Raw genomic sequence first — 25780 nt, forward strand, 5'->3', positions numbered from 1 at the left:
CGGCTTCGCCGCGAGCGCACGGCCTGCTCGCGCTCGAAGGTCGTGCACGCGGCGCTCGGCCGTGCATTGGGTGCGATGCGGGGCGGGAGCTCGGCTCGTCGTGGTGGGCTCGGATGACGTCGCTCAGGGCAGGACGATGACCTTGCCCGCGATGCCGCTCTCAGCCGCCTCGGCGTGCAGCGCGGGGAGCTCGGCGAGGGGGATGCGCCGCGTGACCTCGACGGTGAGCGCGCCCTCGTCGACGAGGCGGACCAGCTCGGCCAGGCGGTCGCTATCGCGGCGGACGAACACCGTCGCGGCACGGACGCCGCGCGCCTCGTCGCTCGGCGTGGCCATGAACGCCGTCGTGCTGACGACCGCGCCGCCGTCGGCGACGGCCCCGACGTAGGCCTCGAACAGCTCGGGTTCGATCGGGGCGAGGTTCAGCAGCACGTCGACTCGTCCGTCGATCGCGCCCAGCACGTCGGTCGTAGTGTGGTCGATGATCTGGTCGGCTCCGGCAGCGCGGACGGCGTCGACGCTGCGGGGGCTCGCGGTGGCGATGACGTGGATGTCGGCGCGCTTGGCGAGCTGGACGGCGTACTTTCCGACGACGCCGCCGGCGCCGACGATCAGCACCCGCTGGCCGGGTTCGAGGCGACCGTCGTCGAAGAGGGCCTGCCATGCGGTCAGCGCGACGGAGGGCAGCGCGGCGGCATCGGCGGGGGGAATGCTCGTGGGCGCGGCGACCACGGCGTCGGCGGGAGCCAGCACGAACTCCGCCGCTCCGCCGTCGTGCTCCATGGGGAGGAACGCGATGACGGCGTCGCCCACGGCAAGGTCGCTCACGCCCGCGCCGACCGCGTCGACGTGCCCGGAGACGTCGTACCCGGGCACGTGGGGCAACTCGATCGGGATGGGGAGGAAGCCCGCGCGCATCCCGCCGTCTGCCGCGTTGTACGCGGATGCGGCTACTCGGATGCGGACCTGCCCCGCGGCCGGCTCGGGGCGGTCGATGTCGACGACCTCCAGGACGTCGGGGCCACCGGTCCGAGAGAACTGCACTGCCTTCATGATGTGATCCTTTACGCTCAAGTGCTTCGAATTCGAAGCGATATGGAGAACGTAGCACTGCTTCGAATGTGAAGCAATAGGTATGATCGAAACCATGACGAACGCGCCACGCTCCCTGACGTCGACGCAGCTCGCGGCCTACCTCGCCTTCACAGAGGTGGGCAGCCTGTTGCGTCCCGCCGTCGAGGCGCAGCTGAAGGATGCCGGAGGTCTCAGCTACGTCCAGTTCCAGCTGCTGGCGCGGTTGAATGACGCCCCGGGCGGCACGCTGCGCATGACCGACCTCGCCGACGGCGTGGTGTACAGCCGCAGCGGGCTGACCTATCAGGCCACGCTGCTCGAGCAGCGCGGATACGTCACGCGCTCACCGTCTCCGGAGGACGAGCGCAGCACCGTGGTCGTGCTGACTGACGCGGGGCGCGAGGTGCTCGCCGCCGTGTTCCCCGGTCACATCGAGACCGTGCATCGGCTGCTGTTCGCGCGGCTGTCGGACGCGGACGCCGCCGACCTCGCGCGCATCCTCGGCAGCGTGACGACGCACCTGCGCTCGGCGCCGCCCCGTTCGGCATCCCGGCGCCGCCCGTCCTGACCGCGGTACGCGCCCGAGCGCACGGCTTCGCCGCGAGCGCACGGCCCGCTCACGCTCGAAGGTCGTGCAACCGGCGCTCAGCCGTGCATTGGGCGTGTGATGCGAGGATGCCGCGGGGTCAGGCGCCGAGCGCGGCCGAGACCACGGCGCGCGCTTCGGCCTGCACCTCGGCGAGGTGCTCGGGTCCGCGCAGGCTCTCGGCGTAGAGCTTGTAGACGTCCTCGGTGCCCGACGGGCGCGCGGCGAACCACGCGTGCTCGGTTTGCACCTTCAGGCCGCCGATCGCTGCACCGTTGCCCGGCGCGTGCGAGAGCTTCGCGGTGATCGGCTCGCCAGCGAGCTCCGTGGCGGTCACGGCGTCGCCCGACAGCCTGCCGAGCGCGGCCTTCTGCTCCGGCGTCGCCGCGGCGTCGACGCGCTGGTAGGCCGACGACCCGAACTGGGCCTCGAGCTCGGCGTAGCGCTGCGACGGAGTCTTGCCCGTGACCGCGAGGATCTCGGCGGCGAGCAGGCACAGCAGGATGCCGTCCTTGTCGGTGGTCCACACGCTGCCGTCCTTGCGGAGGAACGAGGCCCCCGCCGACTCCTCGCCGCCGAAGGCGACGGAGCCGTCGAGCAGGCCGGGAACGAACCACTTGAAGCCCACGGGGACCTCGAGCAGCTCGCGGCCGAGCGACTCGGCCACGCGGTCGATGATCATCGACGAGACGAGGGTCTTGCCGACCGCGGCATCCGCCGGCCAGCCGGGGCGGTTCGCGAAGAGGTAGTCGATCGCGACGGCGAGGTAGTGGTTCGGGTTCATCAGACCCGCGTCGGGCGTCACGATGCCGTGGCGGTCGGCGTCGGCATCGTTGCCTGTGAGGATGTCGTACTCGTCGCGGCGCGCCACGAGCGCGGCCATCGCCGACGGCGACGACGGGTCCATGCGGATCTTCTCGTCCCAGTCGAGCGTCATGAATTTCCAGGTCGGGTCGACCTCGGGGTTCACGACGGTCAGGTCGAGGCCGTAGACCTCGGCGATGAGCGCCCAGTACTCGACCGAGGCGCCGCCGAGCGGGTCGGCCCCGATGCGCACGCCCGACGCCTTGATCGCGTCGACGTCGATGATCGTGGCGAGGTCGCGCACGTACGCGTCGCGGAAGTCGTACTGGCCGAGCGCGTCGAGGTCGATGTCGGCGTGACGGGTGCGGTGCACGCCCTCGAGACCTGCGGCGATGAGCTCGTTCGCGCGGTCGGCGATCCACGAGGTCGCGTCGGTGTCGGCGGGTCCGCCGTGCGGGGGGTTGTACTTGAAGCCGCCGTCGCGCGGCGGGTTGTGCGAGGGCGTCACGACGATGCCGTCGGCGCGGCCCGCGTCGTCGAGCGCGCGGCCCCGGTTGTAGGTCAGGATCGCGTGGCTGAGCGCGGGCGTCGGCACCCACGAGTCGCGGGAGTCGACGCGTACGTCGACTCCGTTGGCCACGAGAACCTCGATGGCGCTGCGCTCTGCGGGAAGGGAGAGGCCGTGCGTGTCGCGCCCGAGGAAGAGCGGGCCCTCGATGCCCTGAGCGCGCCGATAGTCGACGATCGCCTGGGTTGTGGCGAGGATGTGGTCTTCGTTGAAGCTCGTCGACAGCGACGAACCGCGGTGGCCGCTCGTTCCGAACGCGACGCGCTGCCCGGGGACCGCGGCATCCGGCTTCCGGTCGTAGTAGGCGGCGATCAGCTCATCGATGTCGATGAGGTCGGATGCTTCTGCGGGCGCTCCTGCACGGCTCATAGTGCTTAGTCTGCCCGTTTCCGGGCGCGGCGGTGACGGATTGACACGGCACTCACGGCCGATCGTGCGCGTTCGTCGCGGCGAGCAGCGCGGCGAGGACTGCTCTGAGCGCGGGGGAGTCGGCCTGCGAGCGCCGATGCACCGCGGAGATATCGCGCGTCGACGCGGGAGCCTCGGTCGGCACCGCGACGAGATCCGGGCCGAGATCGCCGCGTCCCAGGCGCGGAACGAGCGCGACGACCGCTCCGGTTCGGGCGAGCTCGATGTGGTTCTCGAACTCCATCGACTCGTACAGCACGCGGGGGGCGCCGCCGATGCCGTCGAACAGCCGCCGCAGCCACTGCCGGCAGATGGTCGTGTCGAAGGTGGCGACCCATTGCTCACGCGCGAGGTCGGCCGGGTGCAGGACGTCGCGGCCGGCGAGCGGATGGTCGCGATGGAGGATGACGTCGGCGACATCCGTGAACAGCGGCGTGACGACCAGGTTCTCGGGGATCGCGAGGGCGACGCCGCCCCACTGGTGGACGATGCCGAGGTCGCGTTGGCCCGAGGCGACGAGCGCCACCGTCTCCCAGGGCTCGCTCTCGCGCACCGGCAGCCGCAGGTCGGGGTGGGCGGCGGCCAGACCCACGAGCACGGGAGCGAGCAGCCCGCGCACGACGGTCGAGAACGCGGCGAGGCGCAGCTCGCCGGTGACGCGGCCGTCTCCGTCCGCACCGACGCCGGCGTGCAGGTCGGCGCGCAGTCGCTCGAGGTCGGCGAGGATCGGGGTCGACCCGACCACGAGCTGCGTTCCGGCGGCCGTGAGGGCCACACCGCGGCCGACGCGTTCGAGCAGCGCGACACCGGTCTCGCGCTCGAGACGCTTGATCTGCTGCGATACCGCCGAGGGTGTGAATCCCAGAGCGGATGCCGCGGCCGCGACGCTGCCTTCCCGTGCGACGGTTCGCAGCGAGTGGACGGCATCCAGATCGATCATGAAGTGATGCTACCGATTCGAGTGGAGAAAGCATCGCTTGTCGTTGATGGTCCGGCGCGGTGGACTGAGCCTCGTGACTCGACGCGACATGATCCTGGCGGCTGCGGTGGCGGCCCTGTGGGGGTTCAACTTCCTCGTCATCGACTGGGGCATGGCCGGCATCCCGCCTCTGCTGTTCGTGGCGATCCGGTTCGCCGCCGTCGCCGTCTTCGCGCTCGTGGTGCCGCGCCCTCGGGCCGGCTGGGGGTCGGTGATCGGGGTCGGGCTGTTCATGAGCCTCGGCCAGTTCGCGCTGCTGTACCTGTCTCTCGGGCTCGGGCTGCAGCCGGGTCTCGCCGCGCTGTTCATGCAGGCCCAGGCGGTGTTCACCGTCGTCATCGCGGCCGGAGTGCTGCGCGAGCGCCCCACACCGGGGCAGGTGATCGGCGTGGGCCTCGGGATCGCCGGGCTCGCGACCGTCGCCGCCGGCCGTGGGGGAGACGCTCCGGCGCTCGCCGTCGTGCTCGCGCTCGGCGCCGCCCTGTCGTGGGCCGTCGGCAACGTGATCGCCCGCCGCGCCGGCGTGGTCACCGGGCGCGGTCCGCTCGGGGCGCTCTCGCTCACCGTCTGGTCCGCCCTCGTCGTGCCGGTGCCCGCGCTCGTGCTGGCGCTGGTGTTCGAGGGGGCGGAAGCGATCGGCGCGGGTCTTGCCGGGTTCGGCATCCGCGCCCTCGTCTCGACGGTCTACACCGCGGGGCTCTGCACCCTCGTCGGCTACGCGATCTTCAACGGTCTGCTGGCGCGCAATCCGTCAGCCGCCGTCGTGCCGTGGGTGCTGCTGGCACCCGTCGTGGCGATGGCGGCGGCCGCGGCACTGCTCGGACAGATGCCCGCCCCCGCCGAGATCGTCGGCGGAGCGGTGCTCGTGCTCGGCGTGCTCGTGACCAGCGCGCGCGTGCCGTGGGCGCGCCGGTCTAGGCTCGTTGCGTGACGCCCGAGCACGACGACCAGCCCGCCCGCCGCACCTACAGCTATCTCGGGCCGGCGGGGACCTTCACCGAGGCCGCCCTCGCCCAGGTGCCCGAGGCGCGCGACCAGATCTGGCGGTCGGTGCGCAACGTCGGCGAAGCGCTCGCGGATGTCGTGGACGGACGCTCGGATGCCGCGATGATCGCGATCGAGAACTCCGTCGACGGCGGAGTCTCGACGGCGCAGGACGCGCTGGCCACGATGCCGGGTCTGCGGATCGTCGGCGAGTACCTCGTGCCCGTGAACTTCGTGCTCGTGGCGCGGCCCGGCACCCGGATCGAGGACGTGTCGCTGATCGCCGCGCACCCGGTCGCCTACGCGCAGTGCCTGCAGTGGCTGCTCAAGACGCTCCCCGAGCACGCGCACCTGCCCGCCGCGAGCAATGTCGCCGCCGCGGTCGGCCTCATCGACGGGGTCAGCGACGCCGACGCGGCGATCGCGCCCCCCGGCATCCTCGAGCATCACGACCTCGAGCTGCTCGCATCCGACATCGGCGACAACGAGCACGCGGTCACCCGGTTCGTCCTCGTGAGCCGCACGGTCGCCCCGCCGTCGCCGACGGGGGCCGACAAGACCTCGCTCATCGCGGAGCTGCCCGATGACCACCCGGGTGCGCTGCTCGAGCTGCTCGAGCAGTTCTCGACCCGCGGCATCAACCTCTCGCTGATCGAGTCGCGGCCGATCGGCGATGCGCTCGGACGGTACCGGTTCGTCATCGACGCCGACGGCCACGTCGCCGACGAGCGCATGGCCGACGCCCTCATGGGCGTGCGGCGTTTCAGCCCGAAGGTGCTGTTCCTCGGGTCGTACCCCCGCGCCGATCGGGCGATCGTCCGCTACCCGCAGCGGTACTCCGACGACGTCTTCGTCGAGGCGCGCGACTGGCTGCGGGCCCTGATCTCCGGCGAGCCCGAGGCCTGACCCACCGCCGCAGTTTGTGGCGAGACGACCGGGACCGGGACGGGTGAGGCGGGTTCAGGCGGCGAGGAGCTCGAGGGTGCGGATGCGGGCGGGAGCGGCATCCGGCTGCTCGCCGTCGTGCGCGGCCGACACCGGCGAGACCATGACCTCGTCGACGCCGTGCTGCGCGGCGAACGTGGCGAGGGCGGCCTGGGCCTCGGGACCGGTGCCGACGAACCAGCGCGAGCGCAGGGCGTCCAGCAGCGGTGCGGCGAGGTGGTCGGTCGCCTCGGCGGCGGCGGCCTCCTCGACGGTCTCGAGGGCGATGAGCGGACGGTTTCCGCGCAGGCGCGCCATCATGCGGGCCTGCGGCAGCATGAGGGCTTCGGCCTCCGCATCGCTGTCGGCGACGACGGCGTTCGCGGTGAGGAACGTCCGCGGCGCGTCGAGGGTCTCGGACGGCCGGAACTGGTCGCGGTAGAGCCCGAGCGCACGGTCGAGGCCTTCACCCGAGAAGTGGTTCGCGAACACGTACGGCAGGCCGAGGGCGGCGGCGAGCTGCGCCGAGTAATCGCTCGATCCGAGCAGCCAGACATCCGGCGTCGTCGTGGCGGCGGGCGTCGCGTGGACGTCGTACGTCCCGCCCGACGTGAACCGCACCGTCGCGCCGTCGCCGGTCACGAGGGCCAGGATGTCGCGGACGTTGTCGGGGAACCGGTCGACGTCGCTCGTCGTGCCCGACTGACGCAGCAGCTGCGTGATGACGGGATCGCTGCCGGGGGCCCTCCCGATGCCCAGGTCGACGCGCCCGGGGGCGATGGCCTCGAGCGCCGCGAACTGCTCGGCGACGACGAGGGGCGAGTGGTTGGGAAGCATGACGCCGCCGGAGCCGACCCGCATGCGGGAAGTGCGCGCTGCCGCGGCTGCGATGAGCACCGGCGGGGTCGTCGAGGCGACGGCGGGCATGTTGTGGTGCTCGGCGAACCAGTAGCGGCGGTAGCCGAGCTCGTCCGCCCGCTGCGCGACGGTCAGCGACGCCGCGATGGCCTGCGCGCTGGTCTGTCCCGTGCGCACGGGCACGAGGTCGAGCACGGACAGGGCGGGGCGGGATGCATCAGTCATATCGCCTCTGTCAACCGCGCGGCCTCCGCCGGCATTCCCGAGCCCGCGTCACCGCGCCCGCTTCACCGCCTCGTACGCCTGCAGCGCCGCCTTCCGGGTCTCGGCGAGGTCGACGATCGGCTCGCGCGCGGCGCTGTCGGGCGCCCATTGCCCGATGTACAGCCCTCTCGGGTCGAACTTCTCGGCCTGCCGCTCGGGGTTGAAGATACGGAAATAGGGCGACGCGTCGGCCCCTGATCCCGCGACCCACTGCCAGTTGAAGGCGTTGCTGGCACCGTCGGCATCGACGAGGGTGTCCCAGAACCACTGCTCACCGAGTCGCCAGTCGATGAGCAGGTTCTTGGTGAGGAAGGATGCCGTGACCATCCGCACCCGGTTGTGCATGTATCCGGTGTGCCAGAGCTCGCGCATCCCGGCATCCACCATCGGCACGCCGGTCTCGCCCTTCTCCCACGCCGTCAGGTGTGCGGGGTCGAGGGCCGGCCAGGGGAAGGCGTCGAAGCCTCTCCGCCAGTTCTTCGTCGCGAGATCGGGGAAGTGGTAAAGCGTGTGCCACGCGAACTCGCGCCAGCCGAGCTCGGAGAGGAAGCGCGAGGCGGAGGTCGCATGGGCGCCGGTGCCGCCGCCGGTTTCGACTCCTGCGTGCCAGACGGTGTGCGGGCTCAGCTCGCCCCATCGCAGGCGCGGCGAGAGCAGCGAGGTCGCTCCCGCGCTGGGTTCGTCGCGGGCCGCGTCGTAGGTGCCGAGGTCGTCGTCGAGGAACTCGCGCAGGCGTGCGCGCGCCGCCGCCTCGCCGGGCTGCCAGCGCTCGCGCAGACCGCCCGCCCAGTCGGGCCGGGTGGGCAGCAGCTCCCAATCGTCGAGGTCGTCGCCGGCGGGCGATGAGCGCAGGCCGGGGACCTCGTCCGGCCGGGGGAGCGGCTCACGCGGGGCGGGCAGGTTGCGTGCCGCGTTCCAGAACGGGGTGAACACCGAGAACGGAGTGCCGCTCCCGGTCTTGACCGTCCACGGCTCGAACAGCACGTTCGCCGCGAACGATTCGACCTCTACGCCGTCGGCGCGCAGACCGTCCTTCAGGTCGGTGTCGACAGCACGCTCGGCTCCGCCGTACCGGCGGTTCCAGTACACGGCTCCGGCACCGATGTCGTCGACGAGCGACCGGACGACGGATGCCGCAGCTCCGCGGCGCAGCACGAGATGCGACCCGCGAGCGCGCAGATCGTCGGCGAGCGATGCGAGCGAGTGGTGCAACCACCATCGTGCTGCGCCGCCGAGCGGGCGGATGCCCGCAGACTCCTCGTCGAGCACGTACAGGCCGACGACGGGCTCCCCGCGGTCGAGGGCGGCGCGCAGCGCGGGGTGGTCGGCCAGGCGCAGGTCGTCGCGGAACCAGACGATCGAAGGCGAGCTCATCCCGTCATCCTGTCGGGCCACTCCGGCGTCAGCGAGCGGTTGACAGCGCGGACGCGCGGGGGCTCAGCCGCCGGGCAGCTTATGCCCGGCCGGCACGGCGACAACGAGGCCGCGCGGGTCGATGCGCGTCTGCACGTGCTTCGCCTCGCCGAACTCGTCGCCGTCGAGCTGCACGGGGTGCGGCTCCTGCGGGGCGAGCGCAACGCCGCGGCCTCGCGAGTAGACGACCGCGTTGTCCTTCGTCCGCAGCGCGAGCACACGGCGTCCGGCCCGGAACTTCCGCAGGAAGCTGTTATCCCACGCGACGCGGCGCCACACGAGCAGCCAGCCCCAGAAGCCCTTCGGCTGCATGATGACGACATCGAGCTGGCCGTCGGTGATCGAAGCCTCGGGAATGAGGGCGATGCCGGCCTGCAGCGACCCGCAGTTCGCGAAGAGCACGCTCTGCACGCGAGCCGCGTGCATGCGGTGCCCGTCGAGCTGGTAGACGACGCGGAACGGCTTGGCGTTGACGAGCGAGCGCGTCGCGCCGTCGACGTATGCGACCCAGCCGACCGACTTCTTCAGCTGCGGGTTGGTGTTGGCGATCATGGCCGCGTCGAGCCCCATGCCGCCCATGACGACGAACGCGTGCTTCTCGACCTCGCCGCTCTCGCGGGTGATCCGCGCCCAGCCGACGTCTATCGCGGTCCGGTCGCCGCTGAAGGCCGCTTCGATCATGGTCTCGGGCTCGGTGAGAGGCAGACCGAGGTTGCGGGCGAGCAGGTTCCCCGTTCCGCTGGGGACGATGGCGAGCGGGATGCCGCTGCCGCTCATCTCTCCCGACACGGCACGCACCGTACCGTCGCCGCCGGCCACGAGCACGACGTTGACGCCCGACTCGAGCGCCTGACGCGTGACGTCGTCGCCGAGGTCGTCGACCGTCGTCTCGTAGAAGAGGGGCTCCTCCCACCCGGCCGCCTCGGCGGCGCGGAGCACCTGCTCGCGCAGAGCGTCGCCGTCGACCTTGATGGGGTTGTAGACGAGGGCCGCCTTGGGATTGGGCTTCTCCGAGCCGCCCGACATCGGCTCCGTCTCGCCCTCGGGGCCGACGCGGCGTGCCTCGCCGGTCTCACCGTCGGTCGTGTCGGGCGCGACGTCCTCGGGCTCGCGGATGACGTCGTCGGGAGCCGCCGCCTGTTCCGGGTCGGGGGTCTGGGAGGTGGGATCGTCGGAGCGCTCCCGCGAGGAGGTGTCGTCGGACTCGGTCGCCATGGCTACACCCTAGGGGTGGCCGCCCGTGGCGGATTGCCCCTTGCGCCGGACGGCCGCGGCGGTACGGGGTGCGCTGATCCGGCTGCGCGGATGCGGGCGACCCTAGACTTGACGCGTGATCGACCTCGCATTGCTCCGTGAACAGCCCGACCTGGTGAAACTCTCGCAGGTGAAGCGCGGGAACTCGTCGGAGAGCGTGGATGACGCCATTGCCGCCGATCGCGAGCGCCGCGAGGCCATCACGACGTTCGAGCGGCTCCGTGCCGAGCAGAACGCCCACGGCAAGAAGGTCGCGCAGGCGCCGAAGGACGAGAAGGCCGCGCTCGTCGCCGAGGCCAAGCAGCTCAGCGAACGGGTCAAGCAGGCCCAGCAGGCCGTCACCGCCGCCGAGGAGGCCGCGGACGCCGCGCTCGCCCGCATCGAGAACATCGTCATCGATGATGTGCCCGCGGGCGGCGAGGCCGACTTCGTCACGCTTCGCACGCACGGTGAGCCGCCGTCGTTCGACTTCGAGCCGCTCGACCACCTCGCCCTCGGCGAGAAGCTCGGCGCCATCGACATGGAGCGCGGCACGAAGGTCGCCGGCAGCCGCTTCTACTTCCTCAGCGGCATCGGCGCGCGCCTCGAGATCGCGCTCATGATGCTCGGCCTCGACCGTGCCCTCGCCGCCGGGTTCACGCCGCTGATCCCGCCGACGCTCGTGCGTCCCGAGGTCATGCGGGGCACCGGATTCCTCGGCGAGCACGCGGCGGAGGTGTACCACCTCGAGGAGGACGACGCCTACCTCGTCGGCACGAGCGAGGTCCCCCTTGCGGGATACCACATGGACGAGATCCTCGACCTCGAGCGCGGCGCCAAGCGCTACGCCGGGTGGTCGACCTGCTACCGGCGCGAGGCGGGCTCGTACGGCAAGGACACGCGCGGCATCATCCGGGTGCACCAGTTCAACAAGCTGGAGATGTTCGTCTACACGACGCCCGCCGACGCGGCGGCCGAGCACCTGCGCCTCGTCGAGATGCAGGAGCGGATGCTGCAGGACCTCGGGCTGTCGTACCGCGTCATCGACGTCGCGGCTGGCGACCTCGGCTCGAGCGCGGCGCGCAAGTACGACATCGAGGCGTGGGTGCCCACGCAGGGCGCGTACCGCGAGCTCACCTCGACCTCGAACTGCACGACGTACCAGGCGCGTCGCCTCGACATCCGTCACCGCCCCGACGGCGGCAAGACCGAGCCGGTGGCGACCCTCAACGGCACGCTCGCCACGACCCGGTGGATCGTCGCTCTTCTCGAGACCCATCAGCGGGAGGACGGCTCGGTCGTGATCCCCGAGGTGCTGCGGCCCTATCTCGGCGGCCTCGAGGTCGCGGAGCCGATCGCATGACCGGCGCCGACGGCGGGATGACGGAAGCGCCCGACGCGCTTCCCGACGAGGGCGGCATCGAGGTCGTCGCGCCGCGCGATGCGGCCGAGATCGTCGAGGACGTCGCCGAGGTGATGCCGGCGGTCGCCGGCGCCTCGCGCCTGATGATCGTGCTCGACATCGACGGCACCGTGCTGCTCGAGGACGAGACGCTCAGTCCCGGCGTGGTGGAGGCGGTCGCCGACGCGCACGCGGCCGGTCACGAGGTGATGCTCGCGACAGGACGCTCGTGGGAGGGGACGCATGGCATCCTCGGCTCGCTCGCGCTGAACCCCGACTACGTCGTGTGCTCGAACGGTGCCGTGATCCTCAAGCGGATCGACGACGACTTCGCCGACGTGCTCGCCTACGAGCGCTTCTTCATCGAGACGTTCGACCCGAGCGAGGTGCTCGGCCTGCTGCGTCAGCACCTGCCGCACGCCCGCTACATGGTCGAGCTGCCCGACGGGCGCCGCCTCTACACCGAGGAGCTCCACGACTGGAACCTGCACGACGCCGACAAGGTCGCTTTCGCCGAGCTGTCGGAGCAGGAGGTGTGCCGCGTCGTCGTGGTCTCTCCTGATGAGACCGACTCCGACTTCGTCGAGCTGGTCGACCGCATCGGCCTGAACAAGGTGTCGTACGCGGTGGGCTGGTCGGCCTGGCTCGACATCGCGCCGCAGGGCGTCGACAAGTCCACGGCGCTCGAGCGGGTGCGCACGTGGCTCGACATCGAGCCGGCCGACGTCCTCGTCATGGGCGACGGCCGCAACGACATCGGGATGTTCCGCTGGGCGCGCGAGCGCGGCGGGCGGGCGATCGCGATGGCGCAGGGCGCGACCGAACTGCTGGCCGAGGCATCCGAGACCACCGTGTCGGTTCAGGAGGGCGGCGTCGCGGCCATCCTCCGCTCGCTCTGACCGGGGCCGCGGGCGGCTAGGATCGAAGCTCAGCGGTTCACGCCGCTGGGAGGGTTGTCCGAGCGGCCGAAGGATCCAGTCTTGAAAACTGGTGGGCAGCAATGTCCCGTGGGTTCGAATCCCACACCCTCCGCCATGCCAGACCAGGCCGCGTTGACAGTATTATTCCGGCGGTGGAATAATACTGTTCATGGGCTTGATCAGCGTGGCTGATGCCGCCTCACAACTCGGCGTCTCGCCGCGGCGTGTCCGCGCGATGCTCGCTTCTCAGGACATCAGCGGCGAGCGCATCGGTACGCAGTGGATGGTGGAATCAGCGAGCCTTCCCTCGTTCGGACGCCGCGCGGGACAGCCTTTCAGTCCACGGGTGGCGTGGGCCTTCATCGCTGTGGCAGAAGGCAAGACTCCGGACTGGGTCTCGCCTTCCGAACTCTCCCGTCTGCGATCGCGATGGCGAAAGTTGCGGGACAGCCCCGACCCGCTGCCGGTCATACGCTCCAGCCTCGCGCGACGGGCGGTTCGGTCGCGGTTGTCCGGCCCCGAGCCCAGCCGAGTGGGTGGTGACCCTCGTGTCATCGCGACGGGGGCGAGCGATCCGCGGGCGGGGATGTCCACGGCCCAGTTCGCAGAAGGGTACGTTCACTCGCTCGATCTTGAAAGCGTCAAGAGGAAGCACCTGCTGCTGCCTGCAGTCGGCCCGGAGAATGTCGTTCTTCGAGCAGTAGATGGTCCAGTGCCTCGCCCTCTGCCCTGGCTCGCCGTCGTGGCCGACCTATCTGAAGGCGGAGCGCGGGAAGCGCAGCAAGCTCTCGTGCTTTTCAGGAAACAGGTGGGCGACGGTTGACATGATCGACTTGCCGACAATGACTGTGGCGCAGGAGCAAGCGTGGCTGACCTTGCTCGACATCTATGAGGAGCTCGCGACGGGTTGGACCATCGTCGGAGGCCAAATGGTGCACCTCTGGTGCGCCGAACGAGGTGTTGCGATGGCGCGACCTACAGACGACGCAGACACTGTCCTCGATGTGCGGTCGGAGCCGGAAATCCTTCGCGTCTTCACCGCCGCGTTGAGCCGACGCGGTTTCGAAGCAGAGACAACCGGTTCAGGAGTTCAGCACCGGTGGCGCAAGGGTGCAGCGGCTGTCGACGTGCTCATCCCTCGGCATCTCGGGCCGGTTGCGGCAAACAGAACTGGCGTTGGTGGCGGCCGGACGATCGAAACGCCTGGCGCACAGAAGGCCGTAAATCGAACAGAAACGGTGCAGGTGCGAATCGGAGACCGTGTGGGAAGCGCGCCGCGGCCGTCTCTTCTCGGCGCCTTGATCGCGAAGGCGGCCGCCTACACCGTCCCGCTCGACCGGAACCGCGCCCGACATCTCGGCGACTTCGCTCTCCTCGCGACGCTGCTGGGACCGGATGACGTTGACGGCCACCCCGGGTTGGACAAGCGCGAGCTCGAGCTGATGATGAACGCTATCGGGCATGCGCGCGCCGACCCGCGAACCTGGCGACATGTGGAGGCCGGATCGGCGGGGCTGGACAGGCTGTCGCTCGTTGTCGACACGGCGAGACGAACGCGTGAATTGAGCGGGACGCGGCCGCCGCCGGATTCCCCCTCGCGTGAGAGCTGGGGCTCTGCCCGCGGATAGCCCCGTTCGGCCGGGCACGGCGACGTACCCAGCCGAACAGCTGACGGTCACGGAAGCTGGAAGTAGACCTCGTCGGCGAGGATTCCCGGCGTCACGCGGATGAGGCCATCGAGCGAGGACGGTACGAGGTACACCTGCTTGCCGGTGTCTGAGGCGCCTGCCAGCAAGCTCGCCGTGCCGAAGGTGGGCTCGACACCGGAGACGAAGTTGTCCCAGGTCGAGATGACGGTGCCGTCCGCCGCGACGTACTCGACCTGGACAAGTGCAGAACTACCGTCGCCGCTCCCCTTGTAGGTGGCTGTCATGTCGAGGATGACGTACTGGGTGCCCTCGCCGGGTTCCGTGTTGAACGAGTTCCCGGCCATCACAGCGTCGTTTCCGTTGCGCTCGAACGAGTTGAGGATCACGTCCCAGTCGTTGTTGCTGATCGAGGCGCTGAACGGCAGGGGGTCCTCGCGCGTGCCGGTAGGGGCGTCGCTCGTGGCCTCGTCGGCCGTTTCGTCCTGCGGCGCGGCACCTGCCGGGGCCTCGTTCACGGTCGTGCTTCCGCCCGTCGCCTCATCGACAGCGTCCGAGAGCGCGGTGGCGACGACGAAGGTGAAGACGAGGAAGCCGACGATGGTTCCCACGACCGAGACGATGATCGCCGTCAGCGCCTGCCACTTGACGCGGCCCGACAGGCAGACGGCGACGATGCCCAGGATGAAGCCGGCCGGCAGGAGGATCCAGCCCAGGATCAGTGCAGCGGGCACGCACGCGAAGATGAATCCGACGGCGGAGATCGCGAGCGCGACGATGCCGACGATGTTGCGCTGCTTCGTCGGCATCACCCCCGCGGGCTGAGGCGGGTAGTAAGGGGCGGGCTGCGCTTCGGGCGCGCCGAAGGGCGGCGGAGTGGTGGTCATGCGGATCTCCAGATTGAACGGTGTGATGCCACGCAGACACGACGAGCGTCGTCAGGTGGCGCCCCCAGAGCAGCCACGTCGAGCGGGCACCTCAAGCTAGTCCTCCGCTCGCGCTGCTCTGGACGCGCGAGTCGCTGGCGGCCGCCTCCGACGCGACGATCCGGTGCTGCCGACGCCCGGAAACGCGGGCGAAACCACGACCGGCGTCGGGCGAAGGATCTGCCGTCCGTGGCACGTGCCCCGCGCATTACGGCCCGAAGTTCATCCAAACGGATGAAGGCTCCCGTCCGCGTCTCGCTCCGCGGGCTAGAGCAGCCCGCGAGCGGCGAGTTCGGCGCGCAGCGCGGGCACGATGTGCTCCGCGTACGCGACCGTCAGGTGCGTGCGGTCGTACCGCGTCGGGATGTCGCCCGCGAAAGCGGGGCACACGAGCTCCCAGCAGGTGAAGGGCAGTGAGCTCACCGCGTGGTTGCCGGATGCGGCCGCCACCTGCTCGGCCGCCGACTCCATCTGGCCCCACGTGCTCGAGACGCCGGCCGCGCATCCGTACGGCGAGGCGGCGGGGGAGTAACAGCGCCCGAGATCGGCGCCCTCCGGCGGCGGCGCGAGGTGCACGATGCGGCCCGGCATCCCGTAGGTGTCGGCTTCGGCCTCCTGGGCGGCGAGCAGCGCATCGGCCGAGAGGTCGGCGCCGTCGGGGGTGTGGCCGAGCGTGTACGCGTTCGACATCACGACGAGGGTGGGCGCGTCGGCGAGGATCATGGCGCGGACATCGGCCTTGCGCTGCGGGCATGCCGTCATGACGCCGGCGCCGTCGTTCTGCACCGCGACGTCGGTGAAACGGCATCCGTAGAGGCCGACGGTCGTCACGCGGATGCCGCCGTCGCTGTCGTCGGCGAGCTTGCGGAACGCCGGGGCGTAGGCCATCGCGGTCGAATCGCCGACGAGATAGACGTGGACCGGGGCGTCGGAGCTGCCCGTGGAGCAGCCCGCGGCGGTCGGCGACACCTCGGGCGAGAAGCAGTCGCGAGCCGGGTTGCTCGCCGACGACCGGGTCATGACCTCGTCGAGCGAGGGATGCAGCTGGGGCCACTCGGTCGCGGTCGCGGCCGAGGCGAGCTCGGCCTGCAGGGCGGCGATCGGGTCGCCGGGGTCCGCGTCCGCCGCGTCGCTCGCGGCGTCGGCGGCGCCCGCGGGCGGGAAGGCGACGAGCGATGCCGTGAGGCCGCCGAAGACGTTCTGGACGACGAGCACGACGGCCAGGGCGGCGATGCCGAGCCCGGATGCCGCGAGCAGCGCCGGCGGGCCGAAGCGGGCGCGCCACGCGGCCCAGGGCGCGGAAGCGGGCACCGGCTCGGGCGCAGCGGCGGGGGCGGGTTCGGGGCTTGCGATGGCGCGCGGCGCTGGAACCTCCGGAACGCCCGGGCCGTCGCCGAGGTCCGCGCGGCTCAGCTCAGGAGCGCCGCTCGACGCGCTCGTGGACGTGGCCGAGGGCGCCCCGGGGTAGTACCGCGTCCCGGGAGTCCAGCCCGCGGGGCGGGTGCTGAGCGCGCGTGGAGCCGGTGCTGGAGCGGCATCCCGAACCGGCGCGGCATCCCGAACCGTCGTGGCATCCCGAACCGGCGCCGCAGGGCGGACCGCAGTGGGCACCAGCGCGGCGGCGGCATCCTCGGGCGGCGCCTCGGCCGATTCGCCGCCGACCGGCCGGCCGTACGGCGCGAACCGGAACGGTCGCTCGACCAGGTGGTACGAGGCGACCGCGAGGACGACCGTGACCGCGAGCACGAGCGTCGTCGTGGCATCGCGGGCGGGCAGCAGCACGGCGGCGAACACGATGACCGGGAAGTGCCAGAGGTACAGCGAGTACGACACGTCGCCCGCGAAGACGCTCACCGGGTTCGTCAGCGGGAAGAGGTGCCGATGCCGCGGGTCGCCCGGCACGCCGCCGGCGAGCACGAGCGCCGTCGCGGCGACGGGAAGGGCGGCCCACGGAGCCGGGAATCCGCCCGCCGCGGGATCGATGACGGCGAAGGCCACGATGAGGCCCCCGACACCGATCCAGGACACGAGTCCGCCGACGACGGGCGGAATGCGGCGCAGCAGCGGCACCGCCGCGGCGATGAGCGCCCCGGCCGCCAGCTCCCACGCGCGGGTGAAGGTGGAGAAGTAGGCTGGGACGGCGGCATCCGCGCTCTGCAGCAGCGCCCACGCGAACGAGGCGGTGACGACGACCGCTGCGAGCACGGCCACGGCCCCGGTCGCCGCGGCGCCGCGACGACGGGCGGCGGGCAGGAGCGAGACGGCCAGCAGGAGCAGCAGCGGCCAGGCGAGGTAGAACTGCTCCTCGACGGCGAGCGACCAGAAGTGCTGAAGCGGCGAGACCGCGTCGTCGGCGTGGAAGTAATCGGTGCCGACCGCGGTGAATCGCCAGTTCGCGGCGAACCCCGCCGACCACAGGGCGTCGAGGAGCGTCTGCTCGGCGCGCGGGCGATTGAAGACGACGAAGGCGCTCGCCGCTGTGGCGATGAGTACGACGACCGCGAGGGGCAGGATGCGGCGGGCGCGCCGACCGGCGAAGGCGGCGAGGCGGATGCCGCCCGTCAGCTGCGCCTCGCGCAGCAGCGCGCCGGTGATGAGGAAGCCGGAGACGACGAAGAACACGTCGACCCCGACGAATCCGCCACGTGGCCAGCCGACCGCGTGCGCGCCGATGACCGCGAGGACGGCGAGGGCCCGGAGGCCCTGGATGTCGCGTCGCGGCGTCGGGTGGGAGAGCGTGGGGCTGTTCACATGGCGTCCGGAAGGGCGTCCCCGAGTGTAGTGGGAGCGATCTCATAGCGCATCGACGTCCCAGCGCAACCCCTGTGCGCAAGATGCAGGAAATCGAGTTCGGTGGTGCTATGACAGCTCTTCCTCGAGCACCTCTCGCCCGCGTCGCCGGAATGCTGCTCCGCGGGTTCTTCGGCGCTCTGCAGGTTCTGCGTCGACCGCGCCCGATTCACGTGCGCGGCACGATGCTGACGGGCACCGTCCGCTGGGTCGGGCCCGAACGCCGGTCGGGCATCTCGTGGATCGACGAGCCACCGCAGTCGGGTGAGGCGAGGGTCGTCGCCCGACTGTCGCGTTCCGTGGGGCTGCCGGACACCCTGCCCGACATCTTCGGGCTCGCTCTGCGCCTCTCGGGCGAATCCGCATCACCGGAGGTCGACGCCGGCGACATCGAGTTCGCCTCGACAGGACGGGGCGTGCCGCTGCGCTACGCGCTGCTGCCCCTGCGCAGGCCCGAGCGCGCACGCTTCGGCATCCTGCTGCCCTACCGCGGTCGTCGCGGTCCGGTGCTGCTCGCGGCGACGACCGTGGACGGCAGCCCGGATGCCGCGGACTGGCGGCTCGTCCTCTCGTTCGCCTCACCGCTGGGCCCGTGGCGTCCGTTCGCGCTCGTGCGTCTGACCCGCGCCGCATGGCCGGGTGAGCAGCCCCGATTCGACGCCGGACGGCGGGTGCTGCCCGGCGCGCGGGTCTACCCCTGGGTGCGCGCGCTGCGCCAGCCGTCCTACGACCGTGTGCAGCGGCGCGGGCTGCCCGCCGACGACGCGCCTTCCACACCGGAAGCGCCGGCGCAACCGGCGTGCGCTGTGGCAGCGGGCGCGATGGACTGAATCGGTGCAGCCCGACGAGATCGCCCGTGTCGCCCGAGAGTCCTTCGGCATCGAGGAGCTGCGCCCGCAGCAGCTCGATGCCATCGAGGCGGCGGTCGCCGGGCGAGACGTGCTGGTCGTCTGGGCGACGGGTGCGGGCAAGTCGGCCGTCTACCAGGTCGCTGCGGCTCTCCGGCCCGGCCTGACCGCGATCGTCGCGCCCCTCATCGCGCTGCAGGAGGACCAGCTCGCGCGCATCGAGGAGGCGCCCGATGCGCCCGACGGCGTCGCCCTGAACTCGAGCCGGGGCGTGCGCGCCCAGCGCGAGGCCTGGGAGGCGATCCGGTCGGGAGAGGCCTCGTACGTCCTGCTCGCGCCCGAACAGCTCGCGAAGGATGACGTCGTCGCCGAGCTCGCCAAGGCCGGGGTCTCGCTGCTGGTCGTGGACGAGGCGCACTGCATCGCAGCCTGGGGACACGACTTCCGCCCGGACTACCTGATGCTCGGCGAGGTCTCCGAGCGTCTGGGGCGACCGCCGATCCTCGCGATGACGGCGACGGCCACCAGCCCCGTCCGCACCGAGATCATCGAGCGGCTCGGCATGGACGACCCGGCCATCCTCGTGGGCGACGTCGACCGGCCGAACATCGAGCTGAACGTCCGCCGTCACTCCGAGAAGTCGGGCAAGCGCGACGCCGTGATCGACGAGGTAGTGGAGCTGCCCAAGCCGGGGCTGCTGTACACCGCCACCCGGCGCGGCACCGAGGAGTACGCCGAGGCGCTGCAGGAACGAGGGATCAACGCCGTCGCGTACCACGCCGGCCTGTCGGCGAAGGAGCGGCACGGGGTGCACGAGGCGTTCCACGACGGCGAGGTCGAGGTCGTGGTCGCCACCTCCGCGTTCGGGATGGGGATCGATAAGGCCGACGTGCGCTTCGTCGTCCACGCCGACATCCCCGACTCCATCGACGCCTACTACCAGGAGCTCGGTCGCGCCGGCCGCGACGGCGAGCCCGCGACGGCGACGCTTCACTATCGGCCCGAAGACCTGTCGCTGCGACGTTTCTTCGCGGCGTCGGCACCGAAGCGGGGCGAGCTCAAGCGACTCGTCGACGCCATCGCCGGCGCGACGCGGTCGCGCGCCGAGATCGCCGCGGCCGGCGGGCTGTCGACCCGTCGCGTGACCGCGCTGCTGACGGTTCTCGTCGATGCGGGCGCGATGCGGACGAGTCGCGCCGGGGTCGCGCTGCGGCGGGGGATGACCGTGGAGCGCGCCGTCGACGCTGCGTTGGAGAGGTCGGCCGAGCGGGAACGCATCGACGCCTCCCGTATCGAGATGCTCCGCAGCTATGCCGAGACCCGTCGGTGCCGGCGGGCGACGCTGCTCGGATACTTCGGGCAGGACTACGTCGAGCCGTGCGAGAACTGCGACACGTGCGCGGCATCCGCGAACGACCGAGCGGCGCGCGAGGAAACCTCGGAGGAACGGGGTGGTCACGCCGACGGTCCCTTCCGCGTCGACGACGTCGTGCGCCACCACGAGTGGGGTGAGGGAACCGTGATGGCCGTCGAGGACGACCGTGTCACCGTGTTCTTCGAATCGCAGGGGTACAAGGTGCTCGCCACGGAGCTCGTCGCCGAGCGCGGTCTGCTCGAACCCGCCTGACCGCCGGTCGCGACTCGCCCCTGGGAGCGGTTACCAGTCTCGTCCCGTTCCGGCCGGTTGCCCGCTCGCGGCTGGTTAGCGTGCAGGTGAGCACGGCGACATGTCGGGCGGTGGCGGCTGAATGGGGGGCGTCACCGCCTCGCATGTCCGGGGCGCTCACGGACTTTCCAGACATCCGTCCCTATGATGAGTCGGTCACCGGGAGTGCCTGCGCGACGCGAAGAGCGCGCACCCGAACGCACTCCTCGCCGGCTCGTCGAGAGGACACCCGTGAGCGCACGTTCCGATGCGAAGGCGTCGCGGCGCCGTCGTCGTCCCGTCGCCCGGCACGGCCAGCTGCGGTCGCCGAACCCGCTGACCCAGATCCTGGCGGTGCTCGGCGTCATGGTCGCCGTCGTGGTCGTGAGCGGTGTCGCCGTCGGCGGCTTCTACGTGTGGAACGCCACGCAGGTCGTGGCCGATGCCGGCGTCTCGATCGGCGACGACGACTCGCAGCTCCCCCCGACGATCGGCGAGATCGAGGGCGGCGTGAACATGCTCGTGGTCGGCACCGACTCGTGCGAGGGCGCGAACGCCGAGCTCTCGTCCGCCTGCCAGGCGAAGGACACCGACGGTGAGCGCAACGATGTGACGATGCTCGTGCACATCAGCGACGAGCCGCGGCGCGTGACGGTCATCTCGTTCCCGCGCGACATGATCGTCCCCATCCCCGCCTGCACCGGTGAGGACGGCACCCAGTACTCGGCGATGAGTGCGCAGATGCTCAACGTCTCGTACATGTACGGCGGTCTCGCGTGCTCCGTCAGCACGATCGAAGAGCTGACCGGGATCGACATCCAATTCGCCGCCGCGACCCGCTGGACCGGCGTCATCAACATGTCCGACGCGATCGGCGGCGTCGACGTCTGCGTGTCGGATGACGTCAACGACTCTCACACGGGGCTGAGCCTGACTAAGGGCAACCACACCCTCCAGGGCACGGAAGCGCTGCAGTTCCTCCGCACGCGGTACGCGATCGGCGACGGATCCGACCTCGGCCGGATCTCGAACCAGCAGCAGTTCATGAGCTCGATGGTGCGCAAGCTGCAGTCCGACGGGGTGCTCGGAAACCCCACGGCGCTGCTCAATCTCGCCACCACCGCCGTCGACCAGGTCGCCAGCGGGCAGATCAAGCTGAGCTCGTCGCTGTCGAGCCCGCAGCGGATGGTACAGATCGCCCTCGCCATGCGCAGCGTGCCCTACGAGGACATCGTGTTCGTGCAGTACCCCACGGCCTACGTCAACGGCGGATCACGTGTGCAGCCGGTCGAGAGCGCCGCCAAGGTGCTGTTCGACGCGCTCGCCGCGAACCAGCCGGTGCAGCTGAGCGGGTCGACGAGTGACGGCTACGGCACCGAGGTCGTCGGCGAGGCGGCTCCTCCCACGCCCGCTCCGACCGATTCCACAGCGCCCGCCGACCCGGCGGCGACGCCGGACGCGCCCGCGACGGACGCGCCCGAGGCGGGCGGACCGGTCGTGCTGCCGGAGTCGGTCACGGGCCAGACGGCGGCGCAGGTCACCTGTACCGTCAGCTCCCGGTGAGCCGGGGTGCTCTCCGGCCCTCGATTCGGAGCCTGAGGCAGTCCGGGCTATGATTGCCGGGTGCATCCGCGCCGTCTCGCGTCGGATGCCGTGGAGACGTCGCATAGTCAGGCCTAGTGCACCACCCTGCTAAGGTGGAGTCCCCGTAAGGGGACCGAGGGTTCAAATCCCTCCGTCTCCGCCACGAAAGAAGCCCCGGTCCGCCGGGGCTTCTTCGCGTCGGCTGTATCTCCAGGCGAGGTCTCCTGGCTCCCCGGCCCCGGCCCCGGCCCCGGCCCGGGCGCGCCCTGGGAAGATGGGGGCATGACTGCTCGACGTACGCTCCTGGTCGGATCCGGCAAGGTCGCCACTCGCCTCGGCGAGAGTCTCGTCGATGCGGGGCAGGAGGTCGTCGCGATCCGGCGGAGCGCCGGCGGCATCCGGCCCGCGTTCACGCCGATCGTCGCCGATCTGGCAGCGCCCCTCGACACGACGTTGCCCGCGGTCGACGCGATGGTCGTCACGCTTCCGCCGGGGGATGACCCCGGCTTCTACCGCGCCGCGCTGGAGCGGATCGCTCGCGCGCTGCCGAAACCGCCCGAGCGCTCCGTCTTCGTGTCGTCGACGCGGGTCTTCGAGGGGTGTGATCCGGAGCGTCCCCTCGACGAGGACGACGAGCCCCGGCCGACGAGCACGCGCGGCGAACAGCTCGTCGACGGCGAGCATGCGGCCCGCGAGATGTTCGACGCGATCGTCGTGCGGCCCGCCGGGATCTACGGCCCCGGACGTGAGCGGCTGATCCGGCAGGTGCTTGCGGGTGAGCCGGTCGACTACGAGCGTCGCACCAACCGCATCCACGAGGTCGACCTCGTGCGCGCGATCGCGCAGCTGCTCGACGCGGACGCGCCGCCCGCGCTTCTGCACGGCGTCGATCGGCGACCCGCGACCCTCGGCGAGGTGGTCGAGTTCATCGCGGATCGCCTCGGGGTCGACGCTCCGCCGCGCACGGAGGTCGACCCCGACGCCGACCGCGGCAAGGTGCTCGACGGCTCGCGCCTCGCGGCGATGCTCGACTTGACGTTCCCGACGTTCGTCGAGGGTTACGGTCGCATGATCGCCGATCGAGGCTGATCGCCGAACCCGGAAGCGGCGATACAGTCGTCGGATCGGTGATGCTGGTGTCGCCTGCAGCGGGCGCCGAGGCCACATCAGCCCCGCCAGTCCGACGAATGTATCGGCTCAGGCGCGGGGCCGCAGCAGGCCGACGAGCAGCAGGCGCATCGCGGCGACGGGGTCGGTGTCGTCGGTCAGCCAGCGGATCTGGATGCCCTCCCACCCGCTGATCACGAGGTCGGCCAGGGCTCGAGGGTCGTCGTCCGCATCGAGTCGGCCGCGGGCGCGATCGTCGGCGATGGCCGCGGCGTACGTCTCGGTGACCGCGCGGTAGCGCTCGAGCAGCCACGCGTGCGCCTCGTGCTCGGGGTGCGTCGCCTCGGCCGACACGATCGAGAACATGCGCACGAGCTCGCGCCGGGCGAGGTTGCGCTCGACGATCGCCAGCACGCTCGGGATGAACCCGTCGCGGGCTGCGCGCGCGGGGAAGTCGGTGTCGGCGGCATCCTCCTGCTCGAGGACGGCCGCCAGCAGCGAGACCTTCGTGGGGAAGTGGTGCATCACGGTGGTCAGGCTCAGATCGAGCTGCTTGGCGATCTGCCGGAGCGACCCGCCGCGGTAGCCGTGGGTGCCGAACACGACGGTCGCCGACGCCACGATCTCCGCACGCCGGGCCGCGCTCTTCGCGTACGGCCCGCGGGGGTGAGGGGCGTCGGGTGGCATGACCCGAGCGTAGAACACATCAATCCCGTGCATCTGCACGTGTTTCGGTCTACGCTGATCGCATGGCTACGGATGACACGACCTACCGCTGGGTGAAGGACGGGGCGCTCGGCCCGGGACGGATGCGCTACGGCGCCGACTACAACCCCGAGCAGTGGCCGCGCGAGGTGTGGGACGAGGACGTCCGGCTCATGCGCGAGGCCGGCGTCAACATCGTCTCGCTCGGCATCTTCTCCTGGGCGCTGCTCGAGCCGCGCCCGGGCGAGTGGGACTTCGGCTGGCTCGACGAGATCATCGATCTGCTGCACGCCAACGGCATCGACGTCGACCTCGCCACGGCGACCGCGTCCCCGCCGCCGTGGCTCGCGAAGCGGCATCCCGAGATCCTGCCGCAGACGATCGACGGAACGACCCTCTGGCCGGGGTCGCGTCAGCACTGGCGGCCGACGTCGCCGGTCTTCCGCGAGTACGCGCTGCGGCTGACGCGTGCGCTCGCCGAGCGCTACGCCGATCACCCTGCTCTCGTCGCCTGGCACATCTCGAACGAGCTCGGCTGCCACAACCTCTACGACTTCTCGGATGACGCCGCCCGGGCCTTCCGGGTGTGGCTGCAGGCGCGCTACACGACCCTCGACGCGCTCAACGAGGCCTGGGGCACGGCGTTCTGGTCGCAGCACTACGAGGAGTGGGACGAGATCCTGCCCCCGCGTGCCGCTCCGACGCAGCGCAACCCCGGACAGCAGCTCGACTTCGAGCGCTTCTCGTCGGATGCCGTGCGCGACCACCTGCGCGCCGAGAACGCGGTGCTCGCCGAGGTGACGCCCGGCATCCCGCGCACGACGAACTTCATGGTCGCCCAGAACGTCCGCGACATCGACTACCCCTCGTGGGTCGGCGACGTCGACTTCGTGTCGAACGACCACTACCTGCGCCCGGGCGAGCTCGGGCGCGACGACCTGTCGTTCTGGTCGAACCTCACGGGCAACATCGCCGGCGGCCGGCCGTGGTTCCTCATGGAGCACGCGCCGAGCGCGGTGAACTGGCGCGCCGTGAATCCGCCCAAGCGGCCCGGCGAGCTGGTCCGCGACGCCCTGACCCACGTCGGGCACGGGGCGGACGCGGTCTGCTACTTCCAGTGGCGGCAGTCCCGCGCCGGGGGTGAGCGCTACCACTCCGGCATGGTCCCGCACGCCGGCGCCGAGAGTCGGGTGTTCCGCGATGTGGTCGACCTCGGCTCGCAGCTGCGCGACCTGGCGCCGGTCACCGGCAGCCGGCGCGAGCGGGCGCGCGTGGCGCTCGTGTTCGACTACGAGTCGTGGTGGGTCAGCGGACGCGACTCGCACCCCTCCGAGTCGCCCGCCTACGACGACGAGACGCTGCTGTGGTACCGAGCGCTCCTCGACCTCGGCGTGCGCGTCGACGTCGTGCCCGTCGCGGCCGACCTCGGTGACTACGAGGTGGTCGTCGCGCCGATGCTCCACGTCGTGCCGGCGGCGCTGCGCGAGCGCCTGACCGCCTTCGTCGCCGGTGGCGGGCACCTCGTGACGACGTACTTCTCGGGCGTGGTCGACGAGAACGACCGGGTGTGGCTCGGCGGTTACCCGGGCGCGCTGCGCGAGCTGCTCGGCATCACGATCGAGGAGTTCGTGCCGATGCTGCCGGGGGAGACGGCATCCCTCGCCTCCGGCACGGTCGTCCGCGACTGGAGCGAGCGCATCGCGCGCGTCGAACCGGATGTCGAGGTGCTCGACACCTACGCCGGAGGCGACCTCGATGGCGCCCCGGCCGTCACCCGACGCCGAAGCGGCCACGACAGCGGCGGCAGCGCGACGTACGTCTCCGCCGCGATCGGACGCGCGGGCGCCGCCGATGTCATCCGACGTCTGGCCGATGACATCCCGGCGCTCGCGGCAGACCCCCTCGCGGCCGACGGCGACGTCGACGTGATCATCCGCCGCCACGAGGGTGGGCGCTTCGTGTTCCTCGCGAACCGCACCGACGCCGAGGTGGTGGTGGCCGCGGCGGGCGACCTGCTCGCGGGTGCCGCCGAGCGAGGTTCCGCGGATGCCGTCGCGATCGCCCCGCGCGGTGTCGCGGTGCTCGCGCAGGAGGGCTGAGCCGCGCGACAAT

At 71.2% G+C, this 25780-nt stretch carries 20 protein-coding genes and 2 tRNA genes; 13 read left to right on the plus strand and 9 right to left on the minus strand.

The genetic code is table 11. The features are described 5' to 3' along the window. Nucleotides 1–123 precede the first annotated feature (123 nt). Nucleotides 124–1053, minus strand: a complete 930-nt coding sequence (locus tag VC184_RS02745; protein ID WP_282502044.1) for an NADP-dependent oxidoreductase — start codon at nt 1051–1053, stop codon at nt 124–126. A 94-nt stretch (nt 1054–1147) separates the two neighbouring features. Between VC184_RS02745 and VC184_RS02750 the strand changes: the two genes are divergently transcribed. Further along, entirely contained in the window at nt 1148–1642 is a 495-nt protein-coding gene (locus tag VC184_RS02750; RefSeq protein ID WP_282502045.1) for a MarR family winged helix-turn-helix transcriptional regulator, read from the plus strand. A 118-nt stretch (nt 1643–1760) separates the two neighbouring features. On the opposite strand, the gene pgm is transcribed toward VC184_RS02750, so the two are convergent. Continuing rightward, nucleotides 1761–3401 carry a phosphoglucomutase (alpha-D-glucose-1,6-bisphosphate-dependent) gene (gene pgm / locus VC184_RS02755; RefSeq protein ID WP_112616468.1) on the minus strand — a complete coding sequence of 547 codons (1641 nt, stop codon included), beginning with the start codon at nt 3399–3401 and terminating at the stop codon, nt 1761–1763. A gap of 52 nt (nt 3402–3453) precedes the next feature. Then, nucleotides 3454–4380 carry a LysR family transcriptional regulator gene (locus VC184_RS02760; RefSeq protein ID WP_323987226.1) on the minus strand — a complete coding sequence of 309 codons (927 nt, stop codon included), beginning with the start codon at nt 4378–4380 and terminating at the stop codon, nt 3454–3456. A gap of 73 nt (nt 4381–4453) precedes the next feature. Between VC184_RS02760 and VC184_RS02765 the strand changes: the two genes are divergently transcribed. Both VC184_RS02765 and pheA read left to right on the plus strand, forming a co-directional pair. Beyond that, complete coding sequence (locus tag VC184_RS02765) at nt 4454–5350, plus strand: EamA family transporter (protein WP_323987227.1); 897 nt, start codon at nt 4454–4456, stop codon at nt 5348–5350. Further along, entirely contained in the window at nt 5347–6309 is a 963-nt protein-coding gene (gene pheA / locus VC184_RS02770; protein ID WP_112616472.1) for a prephenate dehydratase, read from the plus strand. Before VC184_RS02765 ends, pheA begins: the two co-directional genes overlap by 4 nt. Before the next feature lie 54 nt (nt 6310–6363). Here pheA and VC184_RS02775 read toward each other — a convergent pair whose 3' ends face one another. The 3 genes from VC184_RS02775 to VC184_RS02785 form a co-directional block, all read right to left on the minus strand. Continuing rightward, a complete protein-coding gene (locus VC184_RS02775; RefSeq protein WP_323987228.1) occupies nt 6364–7410 on the minus strand; it encodes an LLM class flavin-dependent oxidoreductase in 1047 nt (348 codons plus the stop codon). 48 nt (nt 7411–7458) lie between these two features. After that, entirely contained in the window at nt 7459–8823 is a 1365-nt protein-coding gene (locus VC184_RS02780) for a cryptochrome/photolyase family protein (RefSeq protein WP_323987230.1), read from the minus strand. A gap of 63 nt (nt 8824–8886) precedes the next feature. Next, nucleotides 8887–10077 (minus strand): diacylglycerol/lipid kinase family protein, encoded by a 1191-nt coding sequence (locus tag VC184_RS02785; protein WP_323987231.1) that lies wholly within the window; start codon nt 10075–10077, stop codon nt 8887–8889. A gap of 115 nt (nt 10078–10192) precedes the next feature. Here VC184_RS02785 and serS point away from each other — a divergent pair, with 115 nt between their 5' ends. The 4 genes from serS to VC184_RS02805 all read left to right on the plus strand — a co-directional run bounded on the left by serS (nt 10193) and on the right by VC184_RS02805 (nt 14045). Continuing rightward, nucleotides 10193–11458, plus strand: a complete 1266-nt coding sequence (gene serS / locus VC184_RS02790) for a serine--tRNA ligase (RefSeq protein WP_103841271.1) — start codon at nt 10193–10195, stop codon at nt 11456–11458. Next, nucleotides 11455–12396, plus strand: coding sequence for an HAD family hydrolase (locus tag VC184_RS02795; protein WP_269267211.1), 942 nt, complete (start codon nt 11455–11457; stop codon nt 12394–12396). Before serS ends, VC184_RS02795 begins: the two co-directional genes overlap by 4 nt. Nucleotides 12397–12444: 48 nt before the next feature. Then, nucleotides 12445–12532 (plus strand) — tRNA-Ser (locus VC184_RS02800). Between the two features lie 709 nt (nt 12533–13241). Continuing rightward, entirely contained in the window at nt 13242–14045 is an 804-nt protein-coding gene (locus tag VC184_RS02805; RefSeq protein ID WP_274178361.1) for a hypothetical protein, read from the plus strand. A gap of 47 nt (nt 14046–14092) precedes the next feature. On the opposite strand, the gene VC184_RS02810 is transcribed toward VC184_RS02805, so the two are convergent. Continuing rightward, nucleotides 14093–14950: a hypothetical protein gene (locus VC184_RS02810; RefSeq protein ID WP_323987234.1), complete on the minus strand. Its 858-nt coding sequence runs from the start codon at nt 14948–14950 to the stop codon at nt 14093–14095. 306 nt (nt 14951–15256) lie between these two features. Beyond that, nucleotides 15257–17740, minus strand: a complete 2484-nt coding sequence (locus tag VC184_RS02815; protein WP_323987235.1) for an acyltransferase family protein — start codon at nt 17738–17740, stop codon at nt 15257–15259. Between the two features lie 110 nt (nt 17741–17850). Here VC184_RS02815 and VC184_RS02820 point away from each other — a divergent pair, with 110 nt between their 5' ends. The 5 genes from VC184_RS02820 (at nt 17851) to VC184_RS02840 (ending at nt 22945) form a co-directional block, all read left to right on the plus strand. Further along, nucleotides 17851–18609 (plus strand): hypothetical protein, encoded by a 759-nt coding sequence (locus VC184_RS02820; RefSeq protein ID WP_323987236.1) that lies wholly within the window; start codon nt 17851–17853, stop codon nt 18607–18609. 4 nt (nt 18610–18613) lie between these two features. Then, entirely contained in the window at nt 18614–20254 is a 1641-nt protein-coding gene (locus VC184_RS02825; protein ID WP_323987237.1) for a RecQ family ATP-dependent DNA helicase, read from the plus strand. A 270-nt stretch (nt 20255–20524) separates the two neighbouring features. Further along, nucleotides 20525–21835: an LCP family protein gene (locus VC184_RS02830; protein WP_274178366.1), complete on the plus strand. Its 1311-nt coding sequence runs from the start codon at nt 20525–20527 to the stop codon at nt 21833–21835. 92 nt (nt 21836–21927) lie between these two features. Continuing rightward, nucleotides 21928–22019, plus strand: a tRNA-Ser gene (locus VC184_RS02835). Nucleotides 22020–22138: 119 nt separating this feature from the next. Continuing rightward, nucleotides 22139–22945 carry a sugar nucleotide-binding protein gene (locus tag VC184_RS02840; protein WP_323987239.1) on the plus strand — a complete coding sequence of 269 codons (807 nt, stop codon included), beginning with the start codon at nt 22139–22141 and terminating at the stop codon, nt 22943–22945. A 108-nt stretch (nt 22946–23053) separates the two neighbouring features. Here VC184_RS02840 and VC184_RS02845 read toward each other — a convergent pair whose 3' ends face one another. Further along, complete coding sequence (locus VC184_RS02845) at nt 23054–23650, minus strand: TetR/AcrR family transcriptional regulator (protein WP_323987240.1); 597 nt, start codon at nt 23648–23650, stop codon at nt 23054–23056. A gap of 62 nt (nt 23651–23712) precedes the next feature. On the opposite strand from VC184_RS02845, the gene VC184_RS02850 reads away from it, so the two are divergent. Then, nucleotides 23713–25767: a beta-galactosidase gene (locus VC184_RS02850; RefSeq protein WP_323987241.1), complete on the plus strand. Its 2055-nt coding sequence runs from the start codon at nt 23713–23715 to the stop codon at nt 25765–25767. Nucleotides 25768–25780 lie beyond the last annotated feature (13 nt).

It is taken from the genome of Microbacterium plantarum, assembly GCF_035231185.1.
Classification (GTDB): Bacteria; Actinomycetota; Actinomycetes; order Actinomycetales; family Microbacteriaceae; genus Microbacterium; species Microbacterium plantarum.

Excerpts from the sequence above, each read along its gene's own strand:
- VC184_RS02780 (WP_323987230.1), bottom strand. The coding sequence starts at position 8,823 with ATGAGCTCGCCTTCGATCGTCTGGTTCCGCGACGACCTGCGCCTGGCC.
- VC184_RS02785 (WP_323987231.1), bottom strand. The coding sequence starts at position 10,077 with ATGGCGACCGAGTCCGACGACACCTCCTCGCGGGAGCGCTCCGACGAT.
- VC184_RS02750 (WP_282502045.1), top strand. The coding sequence starts at position 1,148 with ATGACGAACGCGCCACGCTCCCTGACGTCGACGCAGCTCGCGGCCTAC.
- VC184_RS02850 (WP_323987241.1), top strand. The coding sequence starts at position 23,713 with ATGGCTACGGATGACACGACCTACCGCTGGGTGAAGGACGGGGCGCTC.
- VC184_RS02775 (WP_323987228.1), bottom strand. The coding sequence starts at position 7,410 with ATGACTGATGCATCCCGCCCCGCCCTGTCCGTGCTCGACCTCGTGCCC.
- pgm (WP_112616468.1), bottom strand. The coding sequence starts at position 3,401 with ATGAGCCGTGCAGGAGCGCCCGCAGAAGCATCCGACCTCATCGACATC.
- VC184_RS02840 (WP_323987239.1), top strand. The coding sequence starts at position 22,139 with ATGACTGCTCGACGTACGCTCCTGGTCGGATCCGGCAAGGTCGCCACT.
- VC184_RS02745 (WP_282502044.1), bottom strand. The coding sequence starts at position 1,053 with ATGAAGGCAGTGCAGTTCTCTCGGACCGGTGGCCCCGACGTCCTGGAG.
- VC184_RS02810 (WP_323987234.1), bottom strand. The coding sequence starts at position 14,950 with ATGACCACCACTCCGCCGCCCTTCGGCGCGCCCGAAGCGCAGCCCGCC.
- VC184_RS02760 (WP_323987226.1), bottom strand. The coding sequence starts at position 4,380 with ATGATCGATCTGGATGCCGTCCACTCGCTGCGAACCGTCGCACGGGAA.
- VC184_RS02795 (WP_269267211.1), top strand. The coding sequence starts at position 11,455 with ATGACCGGCGCCGACGGCGGGATGACGGAAGCGCCCGACGCGCTTCCC.
- VC184_RS02805 (WP_274178361.1), top strand. The coding sequence starts at position 13,242 with ATGATCGACTTGCCGACAATGACTGTGGCGCAGGAGCAAGCGTGGCTG.
- VC184_RS02845 (WP_323987240.1), bottom strand. The coding sequence starts at position 23,650 with ATGCCACCCGACGCCCCTCACCCCCGCGGGCCGTACGCGAAGAGCGCG.
- VC184_RS02820 (WP_323987236.1), top strand. The coding sequence starts at position 17,851 with ATGACAGCTCTTCCTCGAGCACCTCTCGCCCGCGTCGCCGGAATGCTG.